General features: G+C 59.0%; 16 protein-coding genes. 8 read left to right on the top strand and 8 right to left on the bottom strand.

What is annotated here, in order from left to right:
• Positions 1–2: 2 nt before the first annotated feature.
• The 4 genes from FQ320_RS04780 to FQ320_RS04765 form a co-directional block, all read right to left on the bottom strand.
• Positions 3–1,526: a tripartite tricarboxylate transporter permease gene (locus tag FQ320_RS04780; protein WP_148470460.1), complete on the bottom strand. Its 1,524-nt coding sequence runs from the start codon at positions 1,524–1,526 to the stop codon at positions 3–5.
• A 53-nt stretch (positions 1,527–1,579) separates the two neighbouring features.
• Positions 1,580–2,029 (bottom strand): tripartite tricarboxylate transporter TctB family protein, encoded by a 450-nt coding sequence (locus FQ320_RS04775; protein WP_148470459.1) that lies wholly within the window; start codon positions 2,027–2,029, stop codon positions 1,580–1,582.
• Between the two features lie 74 nt (positions 2,030–2,103).
• Positions 2,104–3,090 carry a tripartite tricarboxylate transporter substrate binding protein gene (locus tag FQ320_RS04770; RefSeq protein WP_148470458.1) on the bottom strand — a complete coding sequence of 329 codons (987 nt, stop codon included), beginning with the start codon at positions 3,088–3,090 and terminating at the stop codon, positions 2,104–2,106.
• Positions 3,091–3,185: 95 nt separating this feature from the next.
• Positions 3,186–3,860: a GntR family transcriptional regulator gene (locus tag FQ320_RS04765; protein ID WP_148470457.1), complete on the bottom strand. Its 675-nt coding sequence runs from the start codon at positions 3,858–3,860 to the stop codon at positions 3,186–3,188.
• A 178-nt stretch (positions 3,861–4,038) separates the two neighbouring features.
• Here FQ320_RS04765 and FQ320_RS04760 point away from each other — a divergent pair, with 178 nt between their 5' ends.
• On the top strand, positions 4,039–4,779 hold the full coding sequence (locus FQ320_RS04760; protein ID WP_255509368.1) for an SDR family NAD(P)-dependent oxidoreductase: 741 nt from the start codon (positions 4,039–4,041) through the stop codon (positions 4,777–4,779).
• Positions 4,780–4,917: 138 nt separating this feature from the next.
• On the opposite strand, the gene FQ320_RS04755 is transcribed toward FQ320_RS04760, so the two are convergent.
• Positions 4,918–5,991: an AbrB family transcriptional regulator gene (locus FQ320_RS04755; RefSeq protein WP_148470455.1), complete on the bottom strand. Its 1,074-nt coding sequence runs from the start codon at positions 5,989–5,991 to the stop codon at positions 4,918–4,920.
• Between the two features lie 34 nt (positions 5,992–6,025).
• Here FQ320_RS04755 and FQ320_RS04750 point away from each other — a divergent pair, with 34 nt between their 5' ends.
• The 3 genes from FQ320_RS04750 (at position 6,026) to FQ320_RS04735 (ending at position 10,422) form a co-directional block, all read left to right on the top strand.
• Complete coding sequence (locus tag FQ320_RS04750) at positions 6,026–6,709, top strand: GntR family transcriptional regulator (protein ID WP_148470454.1); 684 nt, start codon at positions 6,026–6,028, stop codon at positions 6,707–6,709.
• Between the two features lie 274 nt (positions 6,710–6,983).
• The gene (locus FQ320_RS04740) at positions 6,984–7,847 is read left to right on the top strand and encodes a universal stress protein (protein ID WP_148470452.1); all 864 of its coding nucleotides are present in this window, start codon (positions 6,984–6,986) and stop codon (positions 7,845–7,847) included.
• 61 nt (positions 7,848–7,908) lie between these two features.
• Positions 7,909–10,422, top strand: a complete 2,514-nt coding sequence (locus FQ320_RS04735; RefSeq protein ID WP_148470451.1) for a cation:proton antiporter — start codon at positions 7,909–7,911, stop codon at positions 10,420–10,422.
• Between the two features lie 24 nt (positions 10,423–10,446).
• On the opposite strand, the gene FQ320_RS04730 is transcribed toward FQ320_RS04735, so the two are convergent.
• Genes FQ320_RS04730 through FQ320_RS04720 form a run of 3 tightly spaced genes read right to left on the bottom strand, consistent with a single transcriptional unit; the run spans position 10,447 to position 13,475 of the window.
• Positions 10,447–11,421 carry a nucleoside hydrolase gene (locus FQ320_RS04730; RefSeq protein WP_148470450.1) on the bottom strand — a complete coding sequence of 325 codons (975 nt, stop codon included), beginning with the start codon at positions 11,419–11,421 and terminating at the stop codon, positions 10,447–10,449.
• A gap of 23 nt (positions 11,422–11,444) precedes the next feature.
• Positions 11,445–12,362 (bottom strand): nucleoside hydrolase, encoded by a 918-nt coding sequence (locus FQ320_RS04725; protein WP_148470449.1) that lies wholly within the window; start codon positions 12,360–12,362, stop codon positions 11,445–11,447.
• Between the two features lie 36 nt (positions 12,363–12,398).
• Complete coding sequence (locus tag FQ320_RS04720) at positions 12,399–13,475, bottom strand: ABC transporter ATP-binding protein (protein WP_148470448.1); 1,077 nt, start codon at positions 13,473–13,475, stop codon at positions 12,399–12,401.
• 110 nt (positions 13,476–13,585) lie between these two features.
• On the opposite strand from FQ320_RS04720, the gene FQ320_RS04715 reads away from it, so the two are divergent.
• From FQ320_RS04715 to FQ320_RS04700, 4 genes are all read left to right on the top strand, one after another.
• Positions 13,586–14,596 (top strand): LacI family DNA-binding transcriptional regulator, encoded by a 1,011-nt coding sequence (locus tag FQ320_RS04715; protein ID WP_148470447.1) that lies wholly within the window; start codon positions 13,586–13,588, stop codon positions 14,594–14,596.
• 85 nt (positions 14,597–14,681) lie between these two features.
• The gene (locus FQ320_RS04710; RefSeq protein WP_187393773.1) at positions 14,682–15,962 is read left to right on the top strand and encodes a sugar ABC transporter substrate-binding protein; all 1,281 of its coding nucleotides are present in this window, start codon (positions 14,682–14,684) and stop codon (positions 15,960–15,962) included.
• Between the two features lie 65 nt (positions 15,963–16,027).
• Positions 16,028–16,885, top strand: coding sequence for a carbohydrate ABC transporter permease (locus tag FQ320_RS04705; RefSeq protein ID WP_148470445.1), 858 nt, complete (start codon positions 16,028–16,030; stop codon positions 16,883–16,885).
• A complete protein-coding gene (locus FQ320_RS04700) occupies positions 16,878–17,714 on the top strand; it encodes a carbohydrate ABC transporter permease (protein ID WP_148470444.1) in 837 nt (278 codons plus the stop codon). Before FQ320_RS04705 ends, FQ320_RS04700 begins: the two co-directional genes overlap by 8 nt.
• Positions 17,715–17,807: the final 93 nt, after the last annotated feature.

Here is a 17,807-nt window from a genome sequence, read left to right as displayed (position 1 = left end):
GGCTAGGTCCCGGCCTTCTCGGCTTCACCGGCGGATTTGCCGAAACGGCTCATGAGCGGCAGCACGATCACCAACATGATCGTCACCGCAATGATCCAGCGCGACGCCGGACGTTCAAGAAAGATCATCCCCGAACCGCGCGAGATCGTCAGTGTCTGCCGCAACGCTTCTTCAGCCAATGGCCCAAGAACCAGCGCCAGCACCAGCGCCGCAGGCGAGAACCCGTAAAGCCGCATGAAAAATCCGACAATGCCCGCAGCGAACATCAGATAGGTCTCGATGAATGAGGCATGCACGCTGAAGGTCCCAAGCGCGCAGATCACCACAATCACCGGACCAAGAAGACGATACGGCACCTTGATGATCTGGACGAACAGCGGAATGGCGAAAATGCTGACCGCCAGCAGGATCATGTTGCCAAGGTACATCGAAGCGATGAGCCCCCAGGCCAACTCGGGGTTCTGCTCCATGAACAGTGGGCCCGGTCGCAACCCCCACAGCATGAAGGCGGCCAACAGAACCGCAGTCGAGGCCGAACCGGGAATGCCCAGCGTCAACAGCGGGATCATCGCACCCGAAGACGCGGCGTTGTTCGCGGTCTCGGGGGCGACCAGCCCGGCCATCTCTCCGGTGCCGAACTTTTCAGGCGTTTTCGACATGGAGCGTTCGGTGGAATATGCCATGAGCGAGGCAATCGTGGCCCCTGCCCCCGGGATCACCCCGACTACAAACCCGAGGATCGAGCCACGAACCATGGTCATCCGGGTCGACAACCAGTCATGCGCCGAGGGCCAGAACTCGGCCTCTTTGTCGTATTGCACGATTCCGCCGCTGCCGGATCTGTGCATCCCGACATAGAAAGAATAGAACAACTCGCCCAGCCCGAACAATCCGATGGCGATGGGAATGAAATAGATGCCGCCGATCAATTCCGCTGATCCAAAGGTATACCGCCCCTGACCGGACTCGAGGTCGACTCCCACTGTGCCGAGGGCAAAGCCGATCAGCGCCGATATCAGACCCAGTTTCCAGTGGTTGCCGATCATCACAACCAGCGTCAACATTCCCATCATCGCCAGCAGGAAATATTCCGGCGGGCCAAAGCTGCGCGAGACCTGTGCAAACATCGGCGCCAATATGGTAATCAGAATGACTCCAACCGTACCGCCGACAAAGGACGCAACCGCCTGCATCACCAGCGCAGGACCCGCCCGACCTTTCTTGGCCAGCGGATAGCCGTCAAAGGTGCTGGCCACCGTTGCGCTTTCACCGGGCGTATTGAGCAGGATCGAAGTGATCGTCCCGCCGTACATCGCCCCATAATATATCGCCGCCAACATCATGATGGCACCCGTCGGATCCATCCCGAAGGTCACCGGCAAAAGGATGGCAAGGCCGGCGGACGGCCCGAACCCCGGGATCACCCCGACCACCATGCCGACCATCGCGCCGACCAGAAGATAGAGCAGATTGATCGGGGTGATAGCGATAGAAAGCCCCATCAAGAGATCGCCGAAAATGTCCATCGTAGTCGCTCCTGTTGGCGGTCAGCCGTGGCCCGTCGCCGCCTTCATTGTTCTCAGATCGGCAATATGTTAATGAGACCCGGCGGCATGCTGGCATTCAACACCCGGTCGAAGAGCAGATAGACTGCGGTGGGCACGAGGATGGACAGCAGCGCATTCTGCACGAACTTACCCCGGTTCAACACCGACAGGGTCACTGCCAGATAAATCACCGTTGCAACGAAGCCGCCAAACAGCCGCAACGCCACCGCAAAGCAGAGTGCCAGCCCGATCAGCACGATGACATCGCGCCAGCGCCCGGCATCGGGCTGATCTTGGCGCCCTGCTCTCAGCGCATCGACGAGCGCCCAGATCGTCAGCAAGACAATCAACACCCCGACATTTCGCGGAAAGAACCCCGGCCCGAGACGTCCGGTTCGCGTCAGAAAGTTCAGATCCACGAAGGCGACGTAGGTGTAAAAGACACCTCCCGCGAGCACTGCGAGCAGAAATGCGATCCGCATGGTAGATTGTCCCGATAAGATCGGACCGGCCCCGACGTTTCCGCGAGACCGGTCCTGATTGCAGTTACGCGGTGTCAGTCGATTGCGCCGACGGACCTGAGAACCTTCTCAAAGCCATCCTTGGTTTCGGTCAGGAATGTGCGGAAGTCTTCACCGTAAATCACTGTGGGCGTCAGTGTGTTGGTCTTGATATAGGTCGTCCATTCGGGCGTCTCGACGACCTTTTTCATCGTCGCGATCCACCATTCCTGCGCCTCGACTGGCACGTCTGGCGGCAAAATCAGACCGCGCGGCATCGACACGCCGATGTCATACCCAAGTTCAGCCATCGTCGGCACGCCTTCAAGTCCCTCGGGCACGCTGTCGCCCGAATAAACCAACGGCCGCAAATCGCCCGAGTCGATCATGCCGAGAATTTCGCCCGGATTGCCGACCATTGCGTCCAGCGCTTCCGACAAGAGCGCCGTGGTCTGATCTGCCATCGAGTTGAACGAAACGTATTCAAACTCGAACCCGGCCTTCTCGGCGAAGAGGGACGGCACGATAAAGTCGACGTTTACGGTCCCCGTGCCGCCAATGTTCATCGGCTTCGCTTTGGCTGCGGCGATGAAATCCTCGATGTTCTGGATATCAGAGGAGCCGTTCACCACCAACACAAGGTCGTCAGTGGCCAGCAGCGCCACAGGCGTAAAGTCGGAAGGCTCCCAAGGCGTGTCTGCCTGCAGCGGTGTGGTCACAAAGCTGCCCGATGTGGTCGAGATGCCATAAGGGTTGCCGGATTGGCCATAAAGATAGCCCCATCCGACAGCGCCTGACCCGCCTGCACGGTTCTGGGGCGAGATGTTACCGGGGTAAAGTTCGTACTTAGTCAGGATGTCGATGATGGTACGCGCCATGAGATCGTTGCCGCCACCCGGCCCAAAAGCGATGGTCCAGTCCAGTTTCTGATCCGCAGACGGATAAACATCCTGAGCGACGGCCGGCGCGGCAAGCCCGACGGGTACCGCAATCAGCGCAGCGAAAAACCCGCTACGCATCCAGTTACTTTCGATGTTGAACATTGTGTCCTCCCTGTTTTCGATTTGCCACCGCAGCTCCCCTCCTCAAGGATCGTGCCGCGATGGATTATTCAGCCGGGCTGCGTGCCCGGGTCGTCTTAAAGCGTCTCGAGCAACCGCATTTTCCCGTTCATATGGTGCTGAGCGCCCTCTTTACCGGCGGCATCGCTTTCGCCTCGTTCGATGGCGGTGACGATGCGGTCGTGCTCGGAATTTGACACTTTCAATGACGTCCCACCGGTCAGAACCCGCAGCCGCATCAGCCGCACTTCCTTGCCAAGCGAGGTGTAAAGTTCTTTGGCGCGCGACGCGCCCGATACCAGCGCAACGCAGTCATGGAAGGCAAGGTTGAGCTCGAAGTACCGCTTCTCGTCGCCATCGCGCATTGCATCGTCCATCCGCACGACAAAGGCACGCAGATCGCGCTTGTCCTCCGGGGTCGCGCATCCGGCGGCGCGGGCACAAAGCAGCCCTGCAATGCCCGCCCGCAGATCATAAAGCTCAAGGACATCGTCCAGCGACAGCATCCGGACAAACACCCCCTGATTGGCAACGGCGTTCACCAGTCCTTCACGCTCCAGCGACCGGGCAGCTTCGCGCACGGGGCCCCGACTGACACCAAGCCGCTGCGCCAGGTCGATTTCGTTCAGGCGCTCGCCGGCAGGAAGCTCTCCGCGCAGGATCATCCCTTCCAACGCGTCACGCACTTCCTGCACCAGCGATCTCTGCTGCAGCTTCTGCGTCGGTTTGCGAATGTTTTGCCCAAGTTCCATAGCTGCATGACGCCGGTGGAATCGCAATATGTCAACATTATTCTGTTGATTGACAATTTAAGTGAGACTGCGGATGGTAAGTCACTGTGGGACGGATACCGTCACCACCTGCCCGATCCGAAGGGCAAAGCTGACACCTTAGATGTATGAAACAAAACATGAAAAGGTCGCCACCAAGATGAAGAATCCTGTTCTTACCGGAAAAACCGCCTTTGTCTCCGGCTCGGGACGCAACATCGGGCGCGCCATTGCGGTGCATCTCGCTCAGCTTGGATGCAATGTTATCGTCAACGGCTCCAAAGACGAGCAAGCCGCCCGGGAAACCGCAGAGCTTGTCGCCAGAGCCGGCACTCAGGCACTGGTTGCCATGGGCGATGTCAGCCGGTCGGACTGTGTTGCAGAAATCGCCGACATGGCGCTAAGCCAGTTCGGGGCAGTCGATATTGTGGTCAACAACGCCGCGCGACGTCCACATAAGCCATTCCTGGAAATGTCGGACGAGGATTGGCACAGCGTCGTTGATGCCGCCCTCACCGGGCCGTTCTACACCTGTCGTGCGTTTTTGCCCGGGATGGTGGATCGCGGCTGGGGCCGGATCATCAATTTCGCCGGGATGAAGGCGATCGGCGGCTATTTCGAAGGTGCTCCGATTTCCGCTGCCAAACATGGGGTCTGGGGGCTCACCAAGGCGCTTTCGACCGAGTTCGCGTCAAAGGGGATCACCGCGAACATCGTCTCCCCCGGCCAAATCCGCCAAGACAGCGAAACCCAGGACGACCCCGCACGCGCTGCGAAGATTCCAACCGGCTTCATGGGCGTCTCCGATGATATCGCCGCAATGGTCGGGTTTCTCGCGTCGCCCTCGGCCCGTTTTGTTACCGGCCAGATGATTGCCGTGAACGGCGGCCAAGTGACCTGAGCCACGCCCGCTGAAAAACGAAGATGTGGCCGGCCTTCTGCGCCTCGCGAAAGAATATCAAGGCGGCGAATGCACCAAGGAAAATCGCGGAAAGCAGCAATTTCCGGACAACGGATTGACCAAGTCCTCTTTCGGCGGTCAGTTTCGGGTTTTCTTGTCGCGCACACCGATAATCGCCGCAATGATAGGCGCACCGATAATGACAAGCGTGAGACGCACCAGATGGTGCACAACGACAAAACCAAGGTCGGCACCGGCAATAATGGCCAGAACCGTCATTTCTGCCTGCCCTCCCGGGGCAAATGACAGAAATCCCTCAAGCGGTGAGGCCAGTCCAAGCTGCACAACGATTTCGGTAACGATAAACGCAAGAACGGCAAGGATAACGACAAAAACCAAACCGGCAACGACGTCTCGGCGCAGCTCGTGAAGCGTCACGCCGACATATCCGACGCCGATTCCCATTCCGATAAAGAATTGTGCGGCAAGGATCGCTTCGCCCGGCGGACGGTTTTCGATCACCCCTGCCAAAGACAGGATCGCGGTAACGATCATCGGCCCAAGTATCGCGGCGCCGAACAATCCGACGCGCGCCGCCAGCAACCAGCCGCCGACGGCCGCCGCCGCCATGATCGCAAGTTCCACGGGCTCCAAGTCTGCCACGGGCGTGCCGATCGGTTCGGACAACGGACTGTCGAAGAAATAGATCAACATCGCAGGCACAATCGCGACGATGATCAGCACCCGTGTCGCATGGATCAACGCAAGAGCACGCACGTCTGCTCCGGCCTCTTCGCCGAAGATCACCATGTCCTGCAAGCCGCCAGGCATGGCGGCAAAATAGGCGGTGGGAAGATCAAATCCGCATATCTTGTGGAAATAAGGTACGCCCACAAGGCCGATGACCGCAATGTAGAGCGGAATGAAGGCCACCGACCCAGCCATCTGCGGCAATTGGGTAATCACAGCGGGGGTGATCGAAGCCCCGACCGCCACGCCAAGGATGGTTCGCGCGCTCAGGGAAAGCGAGCTTATTCCCTTCAGCGGTGCGCCAACAAGGGCAGCACCAAGGCAAGCGAACATCGGTCCGAACAAAAAGGGCAAAGGCAGATTGAGCGACCAGAGCACAAATGTGCCCAGCGCTGCGAGCAATAGCGTCAGGACGCGATGCAACGTGCTGCGGTTGAAAAAGGGCACCGAATCTTGACTCATATGTATCCAATTGTATACGGCTGGATGCATGGCGATGAAAGAGAAATTCGTGGTTCAGTCGGAAATATCAATACAGGCGTTACAGGGCGTAAGCGCATATGAACGGTTGTGCGAAGACATCCGGTCCGGCGCTTTGAAACCCGGCGCGCGGCTGACGGAAACCGAGATTGCAAAGCGACTTGCGATCAGCAGAACACCCGTGCGCGAGGCGATCAGGCGGCTCGAAGCGGATGGTCTCGTCACGCATCTGCCGCGCACCGGTGCCGTGGTCCGCAAACTGGACTATTCCGAGATCATGGAGCTTTACGAAATGCGCACCGTACTCGAAGGCACCGCGGCACGGCTCGCAGCCAGAGCGGCATCGCCGGTCGAGCTTGAAGAGCTTCAGGCGATCAATGAGGAGATGGGCGCCGCGACCGGAGATAGCGCAGCGCTCGTCCGCTTGAACCGTCAATTCCACGCGCGGCTGTTCGATGCGGCGCGCAATCGGTTTCTGCTCAAATCCATGGCCTCGGTTGAAACCACTCTGCTCATACTCGGGCCTTCAAGCATGGAATCACCAGAGCGCGTGCAAGAGGCGCTTGTCGAACACCGCGCTTTGCTGGATGCATTGTTCATCCGAGACCCGGTGGCGGCCGAGACAGCGATGCGCCAGCACATGGAACATGCACAACTGACGCGGTTGCGGATGTTGCGGCGGTCGGAACCGATGGGTTGACGATGGCGTGGCGCAACCCAAGGCAACTGTCGAGCCAAGAGTGGGGCGCTGTGATTGCTGGTGAACACTGGCACAGGACGGGTGCTTGCCGGCTCGGCCAGTAAAAAATACTCGCTGAAATTGACGAAATGGATGTTTTGCTGGGAAACTGCGGATGGCGCTCCAGACTCGACGCTTCTTGCCCGCCGGAATATGATCGTTGTCTGGACGGAGTTTGGCCCGTCCATGGTCCGTGGTTACATTTTTGGGGATATCTGAAGCCGGAGGCGACGGAATGGACAAGATACTAGTCGCGACGGACTTTTCCGAACGCTCGGACCGGGCATTGGCGCGGGCCGTCTTGATTGCCGCACGCACCAACGCGCGGCTGCATCTGATCCACTCGGTGGACGATGACCAGCGACAAAGGATCATTGACAGCGAAACCGCACTGGCCCGGCAGATGTTGCGCGAAGAGGTCCGGCGGCTGAAAGACGGCGGCGGGCCGGACTGCACCATCGAAGTTGTGCTGGGCGATCCGTTCGAGGGGATCTGCAACGCCGCCGACGCTCTGGATCCGGATCTTGTGATTTTGGGCGCGCACCGCCGCCGGGTGCTGCGCGATGTGTTCGTCGGCACCACGGCGCAACGGACGATCCGCCGGGCACGCTGGCCTGTGCTGATGGTCAACGCGGCGCCGGAACGCGATTATACCAGCCTGCTGGTCGCCACCGATCTGTCCGAAACTTCGCACCGGGCGGTCGTGCACCTTGCCGACTTGGGGCTGGGCAAACCGCACGACATTACGCTGCTGCATATTTTCGACGCGCCCGCACAACACCTATCCATGCGCGACGCAATTCCGGGGGCGCGAATGGGGCAATATCTCTATGAACTCCGGATCGAGGCCGAACAGAAGCTTGCCGAATTCGCCGCGACCCTGCCATCGGACGAGTACAAAAAGATCGCGCGTCACCACGAGACCGCCGCGTCGCTGGGGATTTTGGAGAACGCGAGTCATATCAGTGCCGATTTGATCGTGGTCGCCACCAAAGGACGTGTCGGGCTGAGCAAAACCTTTCTGGGCAGTGTCGCCGAAGAGGTGCTGCGCCGCGCCGATCGCGATGTTCTGGCGATTCCACCCGCCAAAACCTCCTGATCCGGCAAGCAACCGATCCCTTTGATCTTTCTTGCTGCGACGGTTCTGGTATTCCGGTTGCATGGACATCATTCTGATCACCACCATCATTGCCTGGCTTTTTCTGCTGATCGGCGCGGCCGAGCCTTTGGCGCACCGTCTGCGCATGCCCTATGCCGTCATCATCGCCTGTCTCGGCATTCTTGTCGGTGTGGCCGCCACGTTCTTTTTGCGAACCGAATTGACCGACGCCCTGAACCCGGTGGCCGAGGCGATCCTTGCTCTGCCGATCCGCTCCAACGTGTTCCTCTATGTCTTTTTGCCGACGCTGGTCTTTCAGGTCACGCTGGGTCTGAACCTGCGGCGGATGGCCGACGACTGGGTGCCGATTCTGGTGCTGGCCGTGGTGGCGGTGTTCGTCGCGACCTTCGTCGTCGGCTATTCGCTGGCCTATGTCAGCACCTTGTCCCTGTCGGCGGCCTTGCTGGTGGGTGCCATTGTTTCAACCACCGACCCTTCTGCGGTGGTTAGCATCTTCCGCTCGATCTCGGCCCCTCGCAGGCTGGCCCGGATCATTGAGGGTGAAAGCCTTTTGAACGACGCGGCCGCCATCGCTCTGGCCGCGCTGTTCATGGAATACGTCAAGGCCGGCGCGCCGGATCCGTCGGTGCAAAGCGCGCTGGCGCGGTTTCCCGTGCTGCTGGCGGGGGGCGTTCTGACCGGCTGGATCGCGGCGCGGATCGCAATCTGGATCATGGGCCTGTTCAGCCAGTACGAGTTGGCGGTCATCTCGGTGTCGATCGCCCTGCCCTATCTGGCCTATATCGTTGCCGAACAAAGCGTCGGCGCGTCGGGGGTAATCGCCGTGGTGGTTGCGGCGATGACACTACAACTGACCGGGCCGGGCCGCCTGCCGCCAAACACATGGCAAAACCTGCGCGAAGTCTGGGATCTTCTGGCCCATTGGGCCGGGGCGCTGATCTTTATCCTCGCAGCATTGCTGATCCCGCGGATGCTGGAATCCGTACAGCTGGCCGATCTGGGGTTGATCATGGTGGTTGTGGGGGCGGCCATCGTTGCGCGGGGGATCATCCTTTTCGGGCTGCTGCCGCTGCTGACACGGCTGCGTCTTTCCCCGGTTGTCGAACGCCCCTACCGGGTGGCGATCATGTGGGGGGGGCTGCGCGGTGCGGTCACCCTGTCGCTGGCGCTGGCCGTGACCGAGAGTTTCCTTGTCCCGGTCGAGGTGAAGCGGCAGGTGGCGATACTGGCGACCGGATTTACGCTGTTCACACTGCTGATTCAGGGCACCACCCTGCGCTGGGTGATCGGCTGGCTTGGGTTGGATAAACTGTCGCCGCTGGACAATGCGCTTTATAATCAGGTGATCGCAGTCGCACTTCAGACCGTACGCGAGGATCTGGCGAAGGTGACGGAGAACTATGACCTGACCCGCGAAACCGTACGCGCCGAAGCCAAGAAATTTGGCGAGCGGTTGGATCTTGCGATCAAATCCGCGGACGACAAGACCGAAATACTCGACCGCGACCGGGTGACACTAGGGCTGGTCGCGCTGGCCAGTGCGGAACGCGACGCCATCATCGCCCGTTTTCGGGACCGCACAATCTCGGCCAATTTGTCCGAGCGCCTGCTGTCCGAGGCCGACGCGCTGATCGAGGCGTCGCGCCACGGCGGGCGCAGCGGCTATAAGAAAGAGGCGCGGCGCAGTTTGGGTTTCGGTCACTGGCTTCGACCGGCGATCTTTCTGCACAATCGGTTGCGAATTTCGAGACCTCTGGCACGGATCACCGCCACGCGCTTTGGGCTGCTGCTATCGCAACGCCTGATCCTGCGCGACCTGCACGGCTTTATCGACGGACGTATTCGCCGGATTCACGGGCGGCGGGTCGCTGAACTGCTGCACGCGATGCTGGACCGGCGCATCGAGACGGTGGAACAGGCGCTGGAAGGGCTGCGCCTGCAATATCCCGGATATGCCGAAGAAATGGAGCGTCGCTTCATTCGTCGGACGGCATTGCGCTTTGAGGAACGGGAATATGACACGTTGCTGGAGGACGGGTTGATCGGCGAAGAGGTCCACAGCGCGCTGACCAGTGACATTGGCACCCGGCGCCTGCGCGCCGAAGCGGCGCCGCAACTGGATCTCGCGATGCATAAGACCGAACTGGTGCGCCGCTTTCCGCTGTTTTCGGATATGGAAGACCGCGTTCTGAACAGGCTCGCGCGCTCTCTGGTGACGCGCTATATCAACGTTGGCGACCGGATCCTGCGCCGCGACGATGCCTCCCGCAATGTCTATTTCGTGGCAACGGGTGCGGTCGAACTTGAGGTCGGTGGCCAGACCTGGCGATTGGGACGTGGCGACATGTTCGGTCAGATGAGCATGCTGATGCGGCGGCGCCAACGGGCCGAGGTGCGTGCCATCGCGCCTTCAACGCTTCTGGTGCTGGACGAAGCACGCTTTCTGCGGCTTCTGAAACGCAGCAAGGCGATTCAGGCCGCAGTCTACGCGAGCGCGGTGCGCCGCGGAATTCCGATCGAGCAACTTTCGGTCGAGATTGAGGCGATGGAATAAGGTCTTTCGGTCATGCAGCCTGGATCAGGTTTTCACGCTGCCTGAAATGCCGGGGTGTGTGACACTGATGGTTCCGGCCTCGAAAGCCTCGAGACGGCGGAAGAAATCCTTCATGATCGCGTCCCGATCAATGTAACGCACATAGCGCATCACATGACGCGCTTCGTCCGACTGCCAGGTGATATCGTCGGCAAGGATCGGGGTCGGCATTAGGATCGACGGTGCCCAGGCGTCATTCAACAGCCAGGCAATGGCCGCCATGTCCCATATTTCCTTGGTCCAACCTACATGATCGTCGGAATACTCTTTGAAACGCCGGGCCAGAAACGCGCCGATCTCGCCCTGCGGCTCGACATGTTTTTCAATCTCCAACACACTGCTGGTCAGATGCGAAGTTACACCCATGGCCGGTATCAAAATAACCGGCACCCCGCTGTCAAACAGAACCTGCGCCCCGCCGACATCTTGCATCAGGTTGAATTCCGCATTCTTTTTAAAGGCGCGGGGCCAGTCGAGAGCATCTCCGCCCAGCCAGATCACCACAATCCGCTCGGCAATGTCGGGCGCCTTCAGCAAGGCCGAGGCCACATTGCTGATCGCACCGATGGCGATGACATAGAGCGGGCTTTGCGCACTGTCGTCACGTGCACGGCGGATAAGATCGTCCACCGCCGCGCCGGGTTGCGCCACCTTGGCAAAGCCAACGTATTCGGTCACGCCCCGATGGGCAAAGCCGTCGTGCGGCACACCCAGCCGTTCCAGCAATCGGCCGATTTCGTCAAAGCTCAGCTCCATGCCGATCCCCGGAGTTTCGGCCCGGGTATTGCGGAACGGCGCGGCATAGATCGCCTCGACCGCCAGACGTTCAGGGGACAACAGCATCTGAACGACGGCGAACTGATCGTCGATCTCGTTGTAAGTATCGGTGTCGAGAACGACGCGAACCCGGCCTTCGGGTGGCATCAATCGCTTAAGGTGTTCTTCTTGGCTCAGGCCCATGATGCCCCCCTTTTTAATGCTGGTCAGGCGGCGTGGGCCGCGATCTTGCGGAAGAAATCCTTCAGGATCGCGTCACGGTCGATGTGATGGACATACCGCATCAGGTGACGCGAACGGTCTGTGCTCCAGGTCGGGATTTCGGTCAGGACCGGAGTTGCCACCAGATCGGACGGACACATCGACGAATCCAACAGCCAGGCCACCGGCGCCATGTCCCAGATCTCTTTCGACCAGCCCATGTGATCGTCGTTATATTCCTTGTATCGCTGGGCCAGGAACCTGCCGATCTCGCCATGGGGTTCAACGTATTTTTCAATCTCCGGAACAGTGCTGAGCAGGTGCGAGACAACGCCCATGCAAGGCAGCAGGACCATCGGCACACCGCTGTCCAGAACGACCTGTGCCGCGCCCACATCCTGTTTCAGGTTGAATTCACGGACATGGGGCCATTCCAACGCGTGACCGCCAAGCCAGACAACAACAGTGCGGTCAATGATCTCCGGCGCCGTCAGCAAGGCCGAGGCAACGTTGGTGATTGCGCCAATGGCAACGATATAAAGCGGGTCTTCGGGGGTGGATGCCTTGGCGCGGGCCACCATGTCGGTCACGGCGTCCGAGGCGACAATCTTTTTCTCCGGCCCCATGAAACGGGTTGCGCCGCGATGGACGAACCCATCAGGGCTGCGGTCCATCCGTTTCAAAAGGCGCAGGATTTCGTCAAAGCTCAGTTCCATTCCGTGACCCGCATTGTCGGATCTGTGGTTGTGGAATGGCGCCGCATAGATCGCTTCCAGATCGATTTTATCCGGTGAAAGCAGCATCTGGACGATTGCGAACTGGTCGTCGATTTCGTTGTAAGTATCAGTGTCGAGCACCGCGCGCACCTTGCCGGTGGGTGGCGTCAAAAGACGAAGTCGTTCGGCATCGCTCAGCTGGGTCATGGGTATTCCCTTCAGGTATTACTGCGGATCGGCAGATTATCGGTGTGCCTGCAGGACGGCGCGGCCGTCGTCAGCGTCGAAAAGATAAATGTGGTCGGATGCAACATTCAGCGAAACGCTCTCCCCTGCATGCAGGGGAAGCATCCCTTCAAACACCGCCTGAAGAAGATGTTGCCCACAGCGCACTGCGGCATGGGTTTGCGATCCGGTGGGTTCAACCTGTTCGATGATACCTTTCAGGTTTCCGCCGCTGTCGCTGATGCGAATATGTTCGGGGCGCACCCCAACGGCAAGATTGCGACCATCCGCGACGCCGTGCTCGGGCGGCAATGTCAGGGTTCCGGCCTCATCAGCCAAATGCACCTGATCGCCGTCAATCTTTCCATCCAGAAAGTTCATCGCCGGTGAACCGATAAATCCTGCCACGAACCTGTTCACCGGTGCGGAGTAAAGCTCCATCGGCGTGCCCAGTTGTTCGATCCGACCGGCATTCAGCACCGCGATCCGGTCGGCCAAAGTCAGCGCCTCGATCTGATCGTGAGTGACATAGATCGCCGTGGTGCGGACCTTGTTGTGCAATGCCTTGATTTCGGCGCGCATCTGCACCCGCAACTTGGCATCAAGGTTCGATAGCGGCTCATCGAACAGAAAGACTTCGGGATCGCGGACGATCGCACGGCCCATGGCGACCCTTTGGCGCTGTCCCCCGGACAGTTGTGCAGGTTTGCGATCAAGAATTTCTTCGATCTCAAGCAGGCGCGCAGCATCATCGACGCGTTTGCGGATTTCGGTTTTGGGAATGCCCGCGAGACGAAGGTTCAACGAGACATTCTCGCGCACCGTCATATGCGGGTACAGCGCGTAGTTCTGGAAAACCATCGCCACATTGCGTTTCTTGGGCGTGCTTTCATTCATCCGCCGCCCATCGAATCGGACCTCACCGTCGGTGATGCTTTCAAGACCGGCGATCATCCGAAGGATCGTCGATTTGCCGCACCCGGACGGGCCGACCAACGCCAGAAATTCGCCCTCGGCAATCGACAGGTCCACGCCATGAATCACCTCGGTCTGGCCGTAGGATTTTCGCAGCCCGACGAGTTCCACCGTGCTCATTGTCCGCGTGTCCTTTCGCAATCACCAGTTCAGAGACAGAGATTTGATTCCACTCTGCACATGTGTGCAGCATATTGTGAAGAGATGACAGGTCAAGGTAAGCAGATGCAATGATCAGAAAAACCAAAGTGCAGATTCGATCTTTGGATGTGGCCCGGCTTGCCGGTGTCAGCCGTTCAGCGGTTTCGCGCACCTACACAACCGGCGCCTATGTGTCCGAGGAAACCCGCCAGAAGGTTTTGTCGGCCGCCGAAATGCTTGGCTATGCGCCGAACGCACTGGCCCGCAGCCTGATCACGAAACGGACCGGGATCGTCGGGATCGTATCGACCGATCTGGACAATCCGTTTTACGCGGCGCTTCTTCAGCAGCTTGGCACAGCGCTTCAGGACGCCGGTCTTGCCCCGCTGCTTTTGTTTGGCGACGAGAACAGCACAGATCAGCAAATCACCCAGATGATGTCTTACCGGGTGGATGCTCTGGCGATGACAAATGCGACCCTGTCATCCCGTATGGCGGCCCGTTTCGCTGCGTCTGACAAGCCTATTGTGGCGATCAACAGATATCTGGCGCAGGAAGAGATCACCTCCATAACCTGCGATAATGCCGACGGGGCCGCCAAAGTGGTGGATCATCTGGTGGAAATCGGCTGCCGCAAGATCGCTTTTGTCGCCGGCCATCCCGACGCCTCCAGCAGCCGCGACCGCGAGTCGGGTTTTTTGCGTCAGATGGCGCAGCACGGCCTGTCGCCGACGTTGATCGCGGTTGGTGATTACACACATTATGGTGGCGCCGAAGCCGCACGGCGCATCCTGGGGGCGGGCAAGACGCCAGACGCGATCGCCTGTGCTAACGATCTGATGGCCTTCGGCGTGATGGATGTGGCCCGCAACACCTTTGGCATCAACATTCCCGGACAACTGAAAGTCACCGGTTTCGACAATTCCAGCCTTGCCGACTGGCCGTCACACGCGCTGACATCAGTGGATCAAAACGTCGCAAAAATGGTCCAGCTGGCCGTCGCACTGATACTGGCCGGCATCACCGGCACACCGCAAGCGACGCCTTCCCACCTCCAGATATCCAGTAGGTTGGTCTTGCGTGCCTCTACTATCGGATAGGTGGAACCGGTGGATTCCCAGCTTCGCTGTTGACAGTTTTTCGACCGACCTGCACACTTGTGCAGACATTTGGGAGGAGACAATGATGAACGATAAAATGAGTCGGAGAACACTGGGTGCCGCCCTCTTGGTCGGTGCGGGGATGATGACCACGGGCACTGCCGTATTCGCGCAGGACGTGACAATCAACTTTCTGAGCGCGCAGCGCGACGATATCATGCAGCCGATGATCAAAGGGTTCGAAGCGGCAAACCCCGGCATCAAAGTCGTACATCAATCCGTACCCTTCAACGACCTGAACGCCGCAACCGAGTCGCGGATCGGGCAGGGTGACACAAGCATCGACGTGCTTCATGCCGACACGCCGCGCATCCCCGCCTTTGCGTCACAGGGGTATCTTCTTAACCTCGACGACCGGCGCGACGTGATCGATGCGGCAGTTCCGAACGCAGTCGATCTTGAACAGGTCAGCTATGACGGCAGTCTTTACGCATATCCGATGTGGACATCGACGCAGTTGATGTATTTCAACCGTGACGTCCTCGAAAAAGCGGGTCTCGAGATGCCCAGCGGCGATCCCGAACAGCGCCTGACCTGGGAGGCGCTGCTGGATATGGCGCGCACCGCCAAGGACAGTGGGATCAAATACGGCCTGACGTTCCAGCAGGTCGACCGCTATTACCAGCTTCAGTTTCTGTTTGAATCCAACGGCGCGGGTTCCGGGCTGACCGGGGATGAGATGCTGACTCCGACGATCACCAACGACGGTTGGATCGAGACGGCAAAATGGTATGGCGATCTCTACGAGAGCGGATTGGCACCCAGAGGCGTCACGCCCGAGCAGACAGACGATTTGTTCATCAACGGCGAAGTCGCGTTCATGATTGCCGGTCCCTGGGCAATCGCACGTTATGAAAACGCTGCCGATCTGAACTATGGCGTTGCGCCAGTCCCGTATTTCGAGGGCGGCAAACCTGTCACCCCCACGGGTTCCTGGTCAGTGGCGATCAACCCCAACTCCGAAAAGAAGGACGCAGCGCGCGCATTCGCCGAGTATATCTCGCTCGATCCCGAAGGTGCCTATCTGTCGATCAAGAACAACCCCAACATTCTGGTAAACGCGGAAGCCTTCAAGAACTATTCTGCCGACATGGATGGTCTTACCGACAAGATCGGCTCTGCGATCGACATCATCTCTTACGAAACGAAGAATACCGCAGTTGGTCGCCCCAGAAGCCGGGGTTTCGTCACGTTCGAGACGATCATGAACCGCACCTTCAGCGATCTGCGCAATGGTACGGATGCTGAAACCGCGCTGAAAGGCGCCGAGCGCCAGTTGGACCGCGCCTTGGGCCGGATCCAGTAAACCACACAGAGACGACCGGCCCCCCTGCCCGGTCGTCTGTTCTATTCACATCAGCGATTGACGATATGACGCAACGCAGTGCCATCCTAGCAGCTCTCGCTTTCCTGATGCCCGCGCTGGTTTCAGTCTTCCTGTTGCGTCTGTGGCCAGCGGCGGTTGCTGTGAATACCTCACTTATCCCACCCGGTGGCGGTGGCTACAGTCTTGAGAACTTTAGATATATCTTCACCGATCCCGTATTTCTGAACAGTCTGAAGGTGACGATCGTCTTCCTGTTGATCGTCAATCCACTGCAGATCGCCATATCGCTGGCCTTGGCCCTGCTGATGAACACCATGGTGCCGCTGATCGGTTTCTGGCGCACGGTCATTCTGCTGCCTGTTGCAATCCCGCAAAGTGTCTCGGCCGTTGTCTGGGGCGTCGCCCTCAGACCCGATGGGTTGGTCAATGCCGTTCTCGTCGCCTTGGGGATGGAGCCGCAGCGGTTTCTTACCTCATCGGATCAGGCGTTGGCCTCGATCATTCTGATCGTCAGTTGGATTGGCGTTGGATATTGGATGACCTTCATCCTTGCCGGGCTTCAGGACATTCCGAAATCGCTTTATGAGGCGGTGCGGATCGATGGCGCGAACCGCTGGCAGCAATTCCGCTTTGTCACCCTGCCGCAACTGCGTCGCCCGCTGACTTTCGTCCTTGTCGCCAACACCGTGGCCAATTTCCTGATCTTTGCGCCTGTGCAGATCCTGACTGCCGGTGGGCCAGAGGGATCGACCGACCTCATCATGAACACGGTCTACACGCAGGCCTTCATCATCTCGGACCCTGAAAGCGCCGCCGCATCGACGGTGGTTCTGGTTGGGGTCGTCTTGTTGATCGTCATTCTTCAGTTCCGCCTGATGCGCGCCGAGGACAGCAATGAATAGCGACAAACGCTTCAGCTACGCCCGATTTGCCGTCATTGTTCTGGTCGCGATAGTCTTTTTCGTGCCCCTTTGGTGGATGACTGTCAGCGCATTTCGTCCGACCGACGCCATCTTTCGCTATCTTTCCCCTCTCAGCCCGTGGAGCTTTTTCCCACGCACTTGGACGCTCGAAAATATCACAGGGATCTGGTACGGCAACTTCGGTCGCGCCATATTCAACTCGATATTCATCACTCTGGTCACAGTCGTCCTTGGACTCGCGATCTGTTCCACGGCTGCTTTCGCCCTGGCGGTCATTGAATTTCCGTTCAGGAAGTCGGTCTTCATGGTGATGGTGATTTCCTTCCTGATTCCATTCGACGCGATCGCGGTGCCGCTTTACGGCATCATGCGCATGATGAACCTGCAAAACACCTATACCGGGCTGATCCTGCCGGGGATCGGCAATGGTCTGGCCGTTTTCCTGCTGCGGCAATTCTTTCTGGGAATCCCAAAAGAACTGCGCGAGGCAGCCTTTGTCGACGGAATGGGGTGGTTCGGTATCTACTGGCGGGTATATCTGCCGCTGTCGGGTCCGGCGATGCTCAGCGCAGCGTTGATCCTGTTCGTCTTCCAGTGGCAGGCATATCTGTGGCCTCTGCTGATCGCACCCGCCCCGGACTACAAGGTCGCCGCGGTGGCGATTGCCCAGTTTTCCGCCGAGTACAATCCGAACTTCGGTCTGATCTTCGCCGCGTCGCTGGTGATTTCAGTCATCCCGATGATCGTTCTGACGGTACTGCAAAGATATTACTCCACCTCAGTCGCTTCGACCGGTGGCAAGGAATAAAAGTGACTGAGCCCCGGCGTGGCGGATTCAACTGCCCTGCCCGGGTCGGGATTGTCGTGAAATCCGCAATCACATTCCCACCGCGCGGGTGGT

It is taken from the genome of Oceaniovalibus sp. ACAM 378 (assembly GCF_008085915.1).
Taxonomy (GTDB): domain Bacteria; phylum Pseudomonadota; class Alphaproteobacteria; order Rhodobacterales; family Rhodobacteraceae; genus Oceaniglobus.
The sequence above is the reverse complement of the archived record's forward strand: the minus strand, read 5'-3'. Positions and strand labels throughout refer to the sequence as shown.

What these genes read in the sequence shown, in the direction of transcription:
- FQ320_RS04780 (WP_148470460.1), bottom strand. Translation starts at nt 1,526, where the DNA reads ATGGACATTTTCGGCGATCTCTTGATGGGGCTTTCTATCGCTATCACC.
- FQ320_RS04775 (WP_148470459.1), bottom strand. Translation starts at nt 2,029, where the DNA reads ATGCGGATCGCATTTCTGCTCGCAGTGCTCGCGGGAGGTGTCTTTTAC.
- FQ320_RS04770 (WP_148470458.1), bottom strand. Translation starts at nt 3,090, where the DNA reads ATGTTCAACATCGAAAGTAACTGGATGCGTAGCGGGTTTTTCGCTGCG.
- FQ320_RS04765 (WP_148470457.1), bottom strand. Translation starts at nt 3,860, where the DNA reads ATGGAACTTGGGCAAAACATTCGCAAACCGACGCAGAAGCTGCAGCAG.
- FQ320_RS04760 (WP_255509368.1), top strand. Translation starts at nt 4,039, where the DNA reads ATGAAGAATCCTGTTCTTACCGGAAAAACCGCCTTTGTCTCCGGCTCG.
- FQ320_RS04755 (WP_148470455.1), bottom strand. Translation starts at nt 5,991, where the DNA reads ATGAGTCAAGATTCGGTGCCCTTTTTCAACCGCAGCACGTTGCATCGC.
- FQ320_RS04750 (WP_148470454.1), top strand. Translation starts at nt 6,026, where the DNA reads ATGAAAGAGAAATTCGTGGTTCAGTCGGAAATATCAATACAGGCGTTA.
- FQ320_RS04740 (WP_148470452.1), top strand. Translation starts at nt 6,984, where the DNA reads ATGGACAAGATACTAGTCGCGACGGACTTTTCCGAACGCTCGGACCGG.
- FQ320_RS04735 (WP_148470451.1), top strand. Translation starts at nt 7,909, where the DNA reads ATGGACATCATTCTGATCACCACCATCATTGCCTGGCTTTTTCTGCTG.
- FQ320_RS04730 (WP_148470450.1), bottom strand. Translation starts at nt 11,421, where the DNA reads ATGGGCCTGAGCCAAGAAGAACACCTTAAGCGATTGATGCCACCCGAA.
- FQ320_RS04725 (WP_148470449.1), bottom strand. Translation starts at nt 12,362, where the DNA reads ATGACCCAGCTGAGCGATGCCGAACGACTTCGTCTTTTGACGCCACCC.
- FQ320_RS04720 (WP_148470448.1), bottom strand. Translation starts at nt 13,475, where the DNA reads ATGAGCACGGTGGAACTCGTCGGGCTGCGAAAATCCTACGGCCAGACC.
- FQ320_RS04715 (WP_148470447.1), top strand. Translation starts at nt 13,586, where the DNA reads ATGATCAGAAAAACCAAAGTGCAGATTCGATCTTTGGATGTGGCCCGG.
- FQ320_RS04710 (WP_187393773.1), top strand. Translation starts at nt 14,682, where the DNA reads ATGAACGATAAAATGAGTCGGAGAACACTGGGTGCCGCCCTCTTGGTC.
- FQ320_RS04705 (WP_148470445.1), top strand. Translation starts at nt 16,028, where the DNA reads ATGACGCAACGCAGTGCCATCCTAGCAGCTCTCGCTTTCCTGATGCCC.
- FQ320_RS04700 (WP_148470444.1), top strand. Translation starts at nt 16,878, where the DNA reads ATGAATAGCGACAAACGCTTCAGCTACGCCCGATTTGCCGTCATTGTT.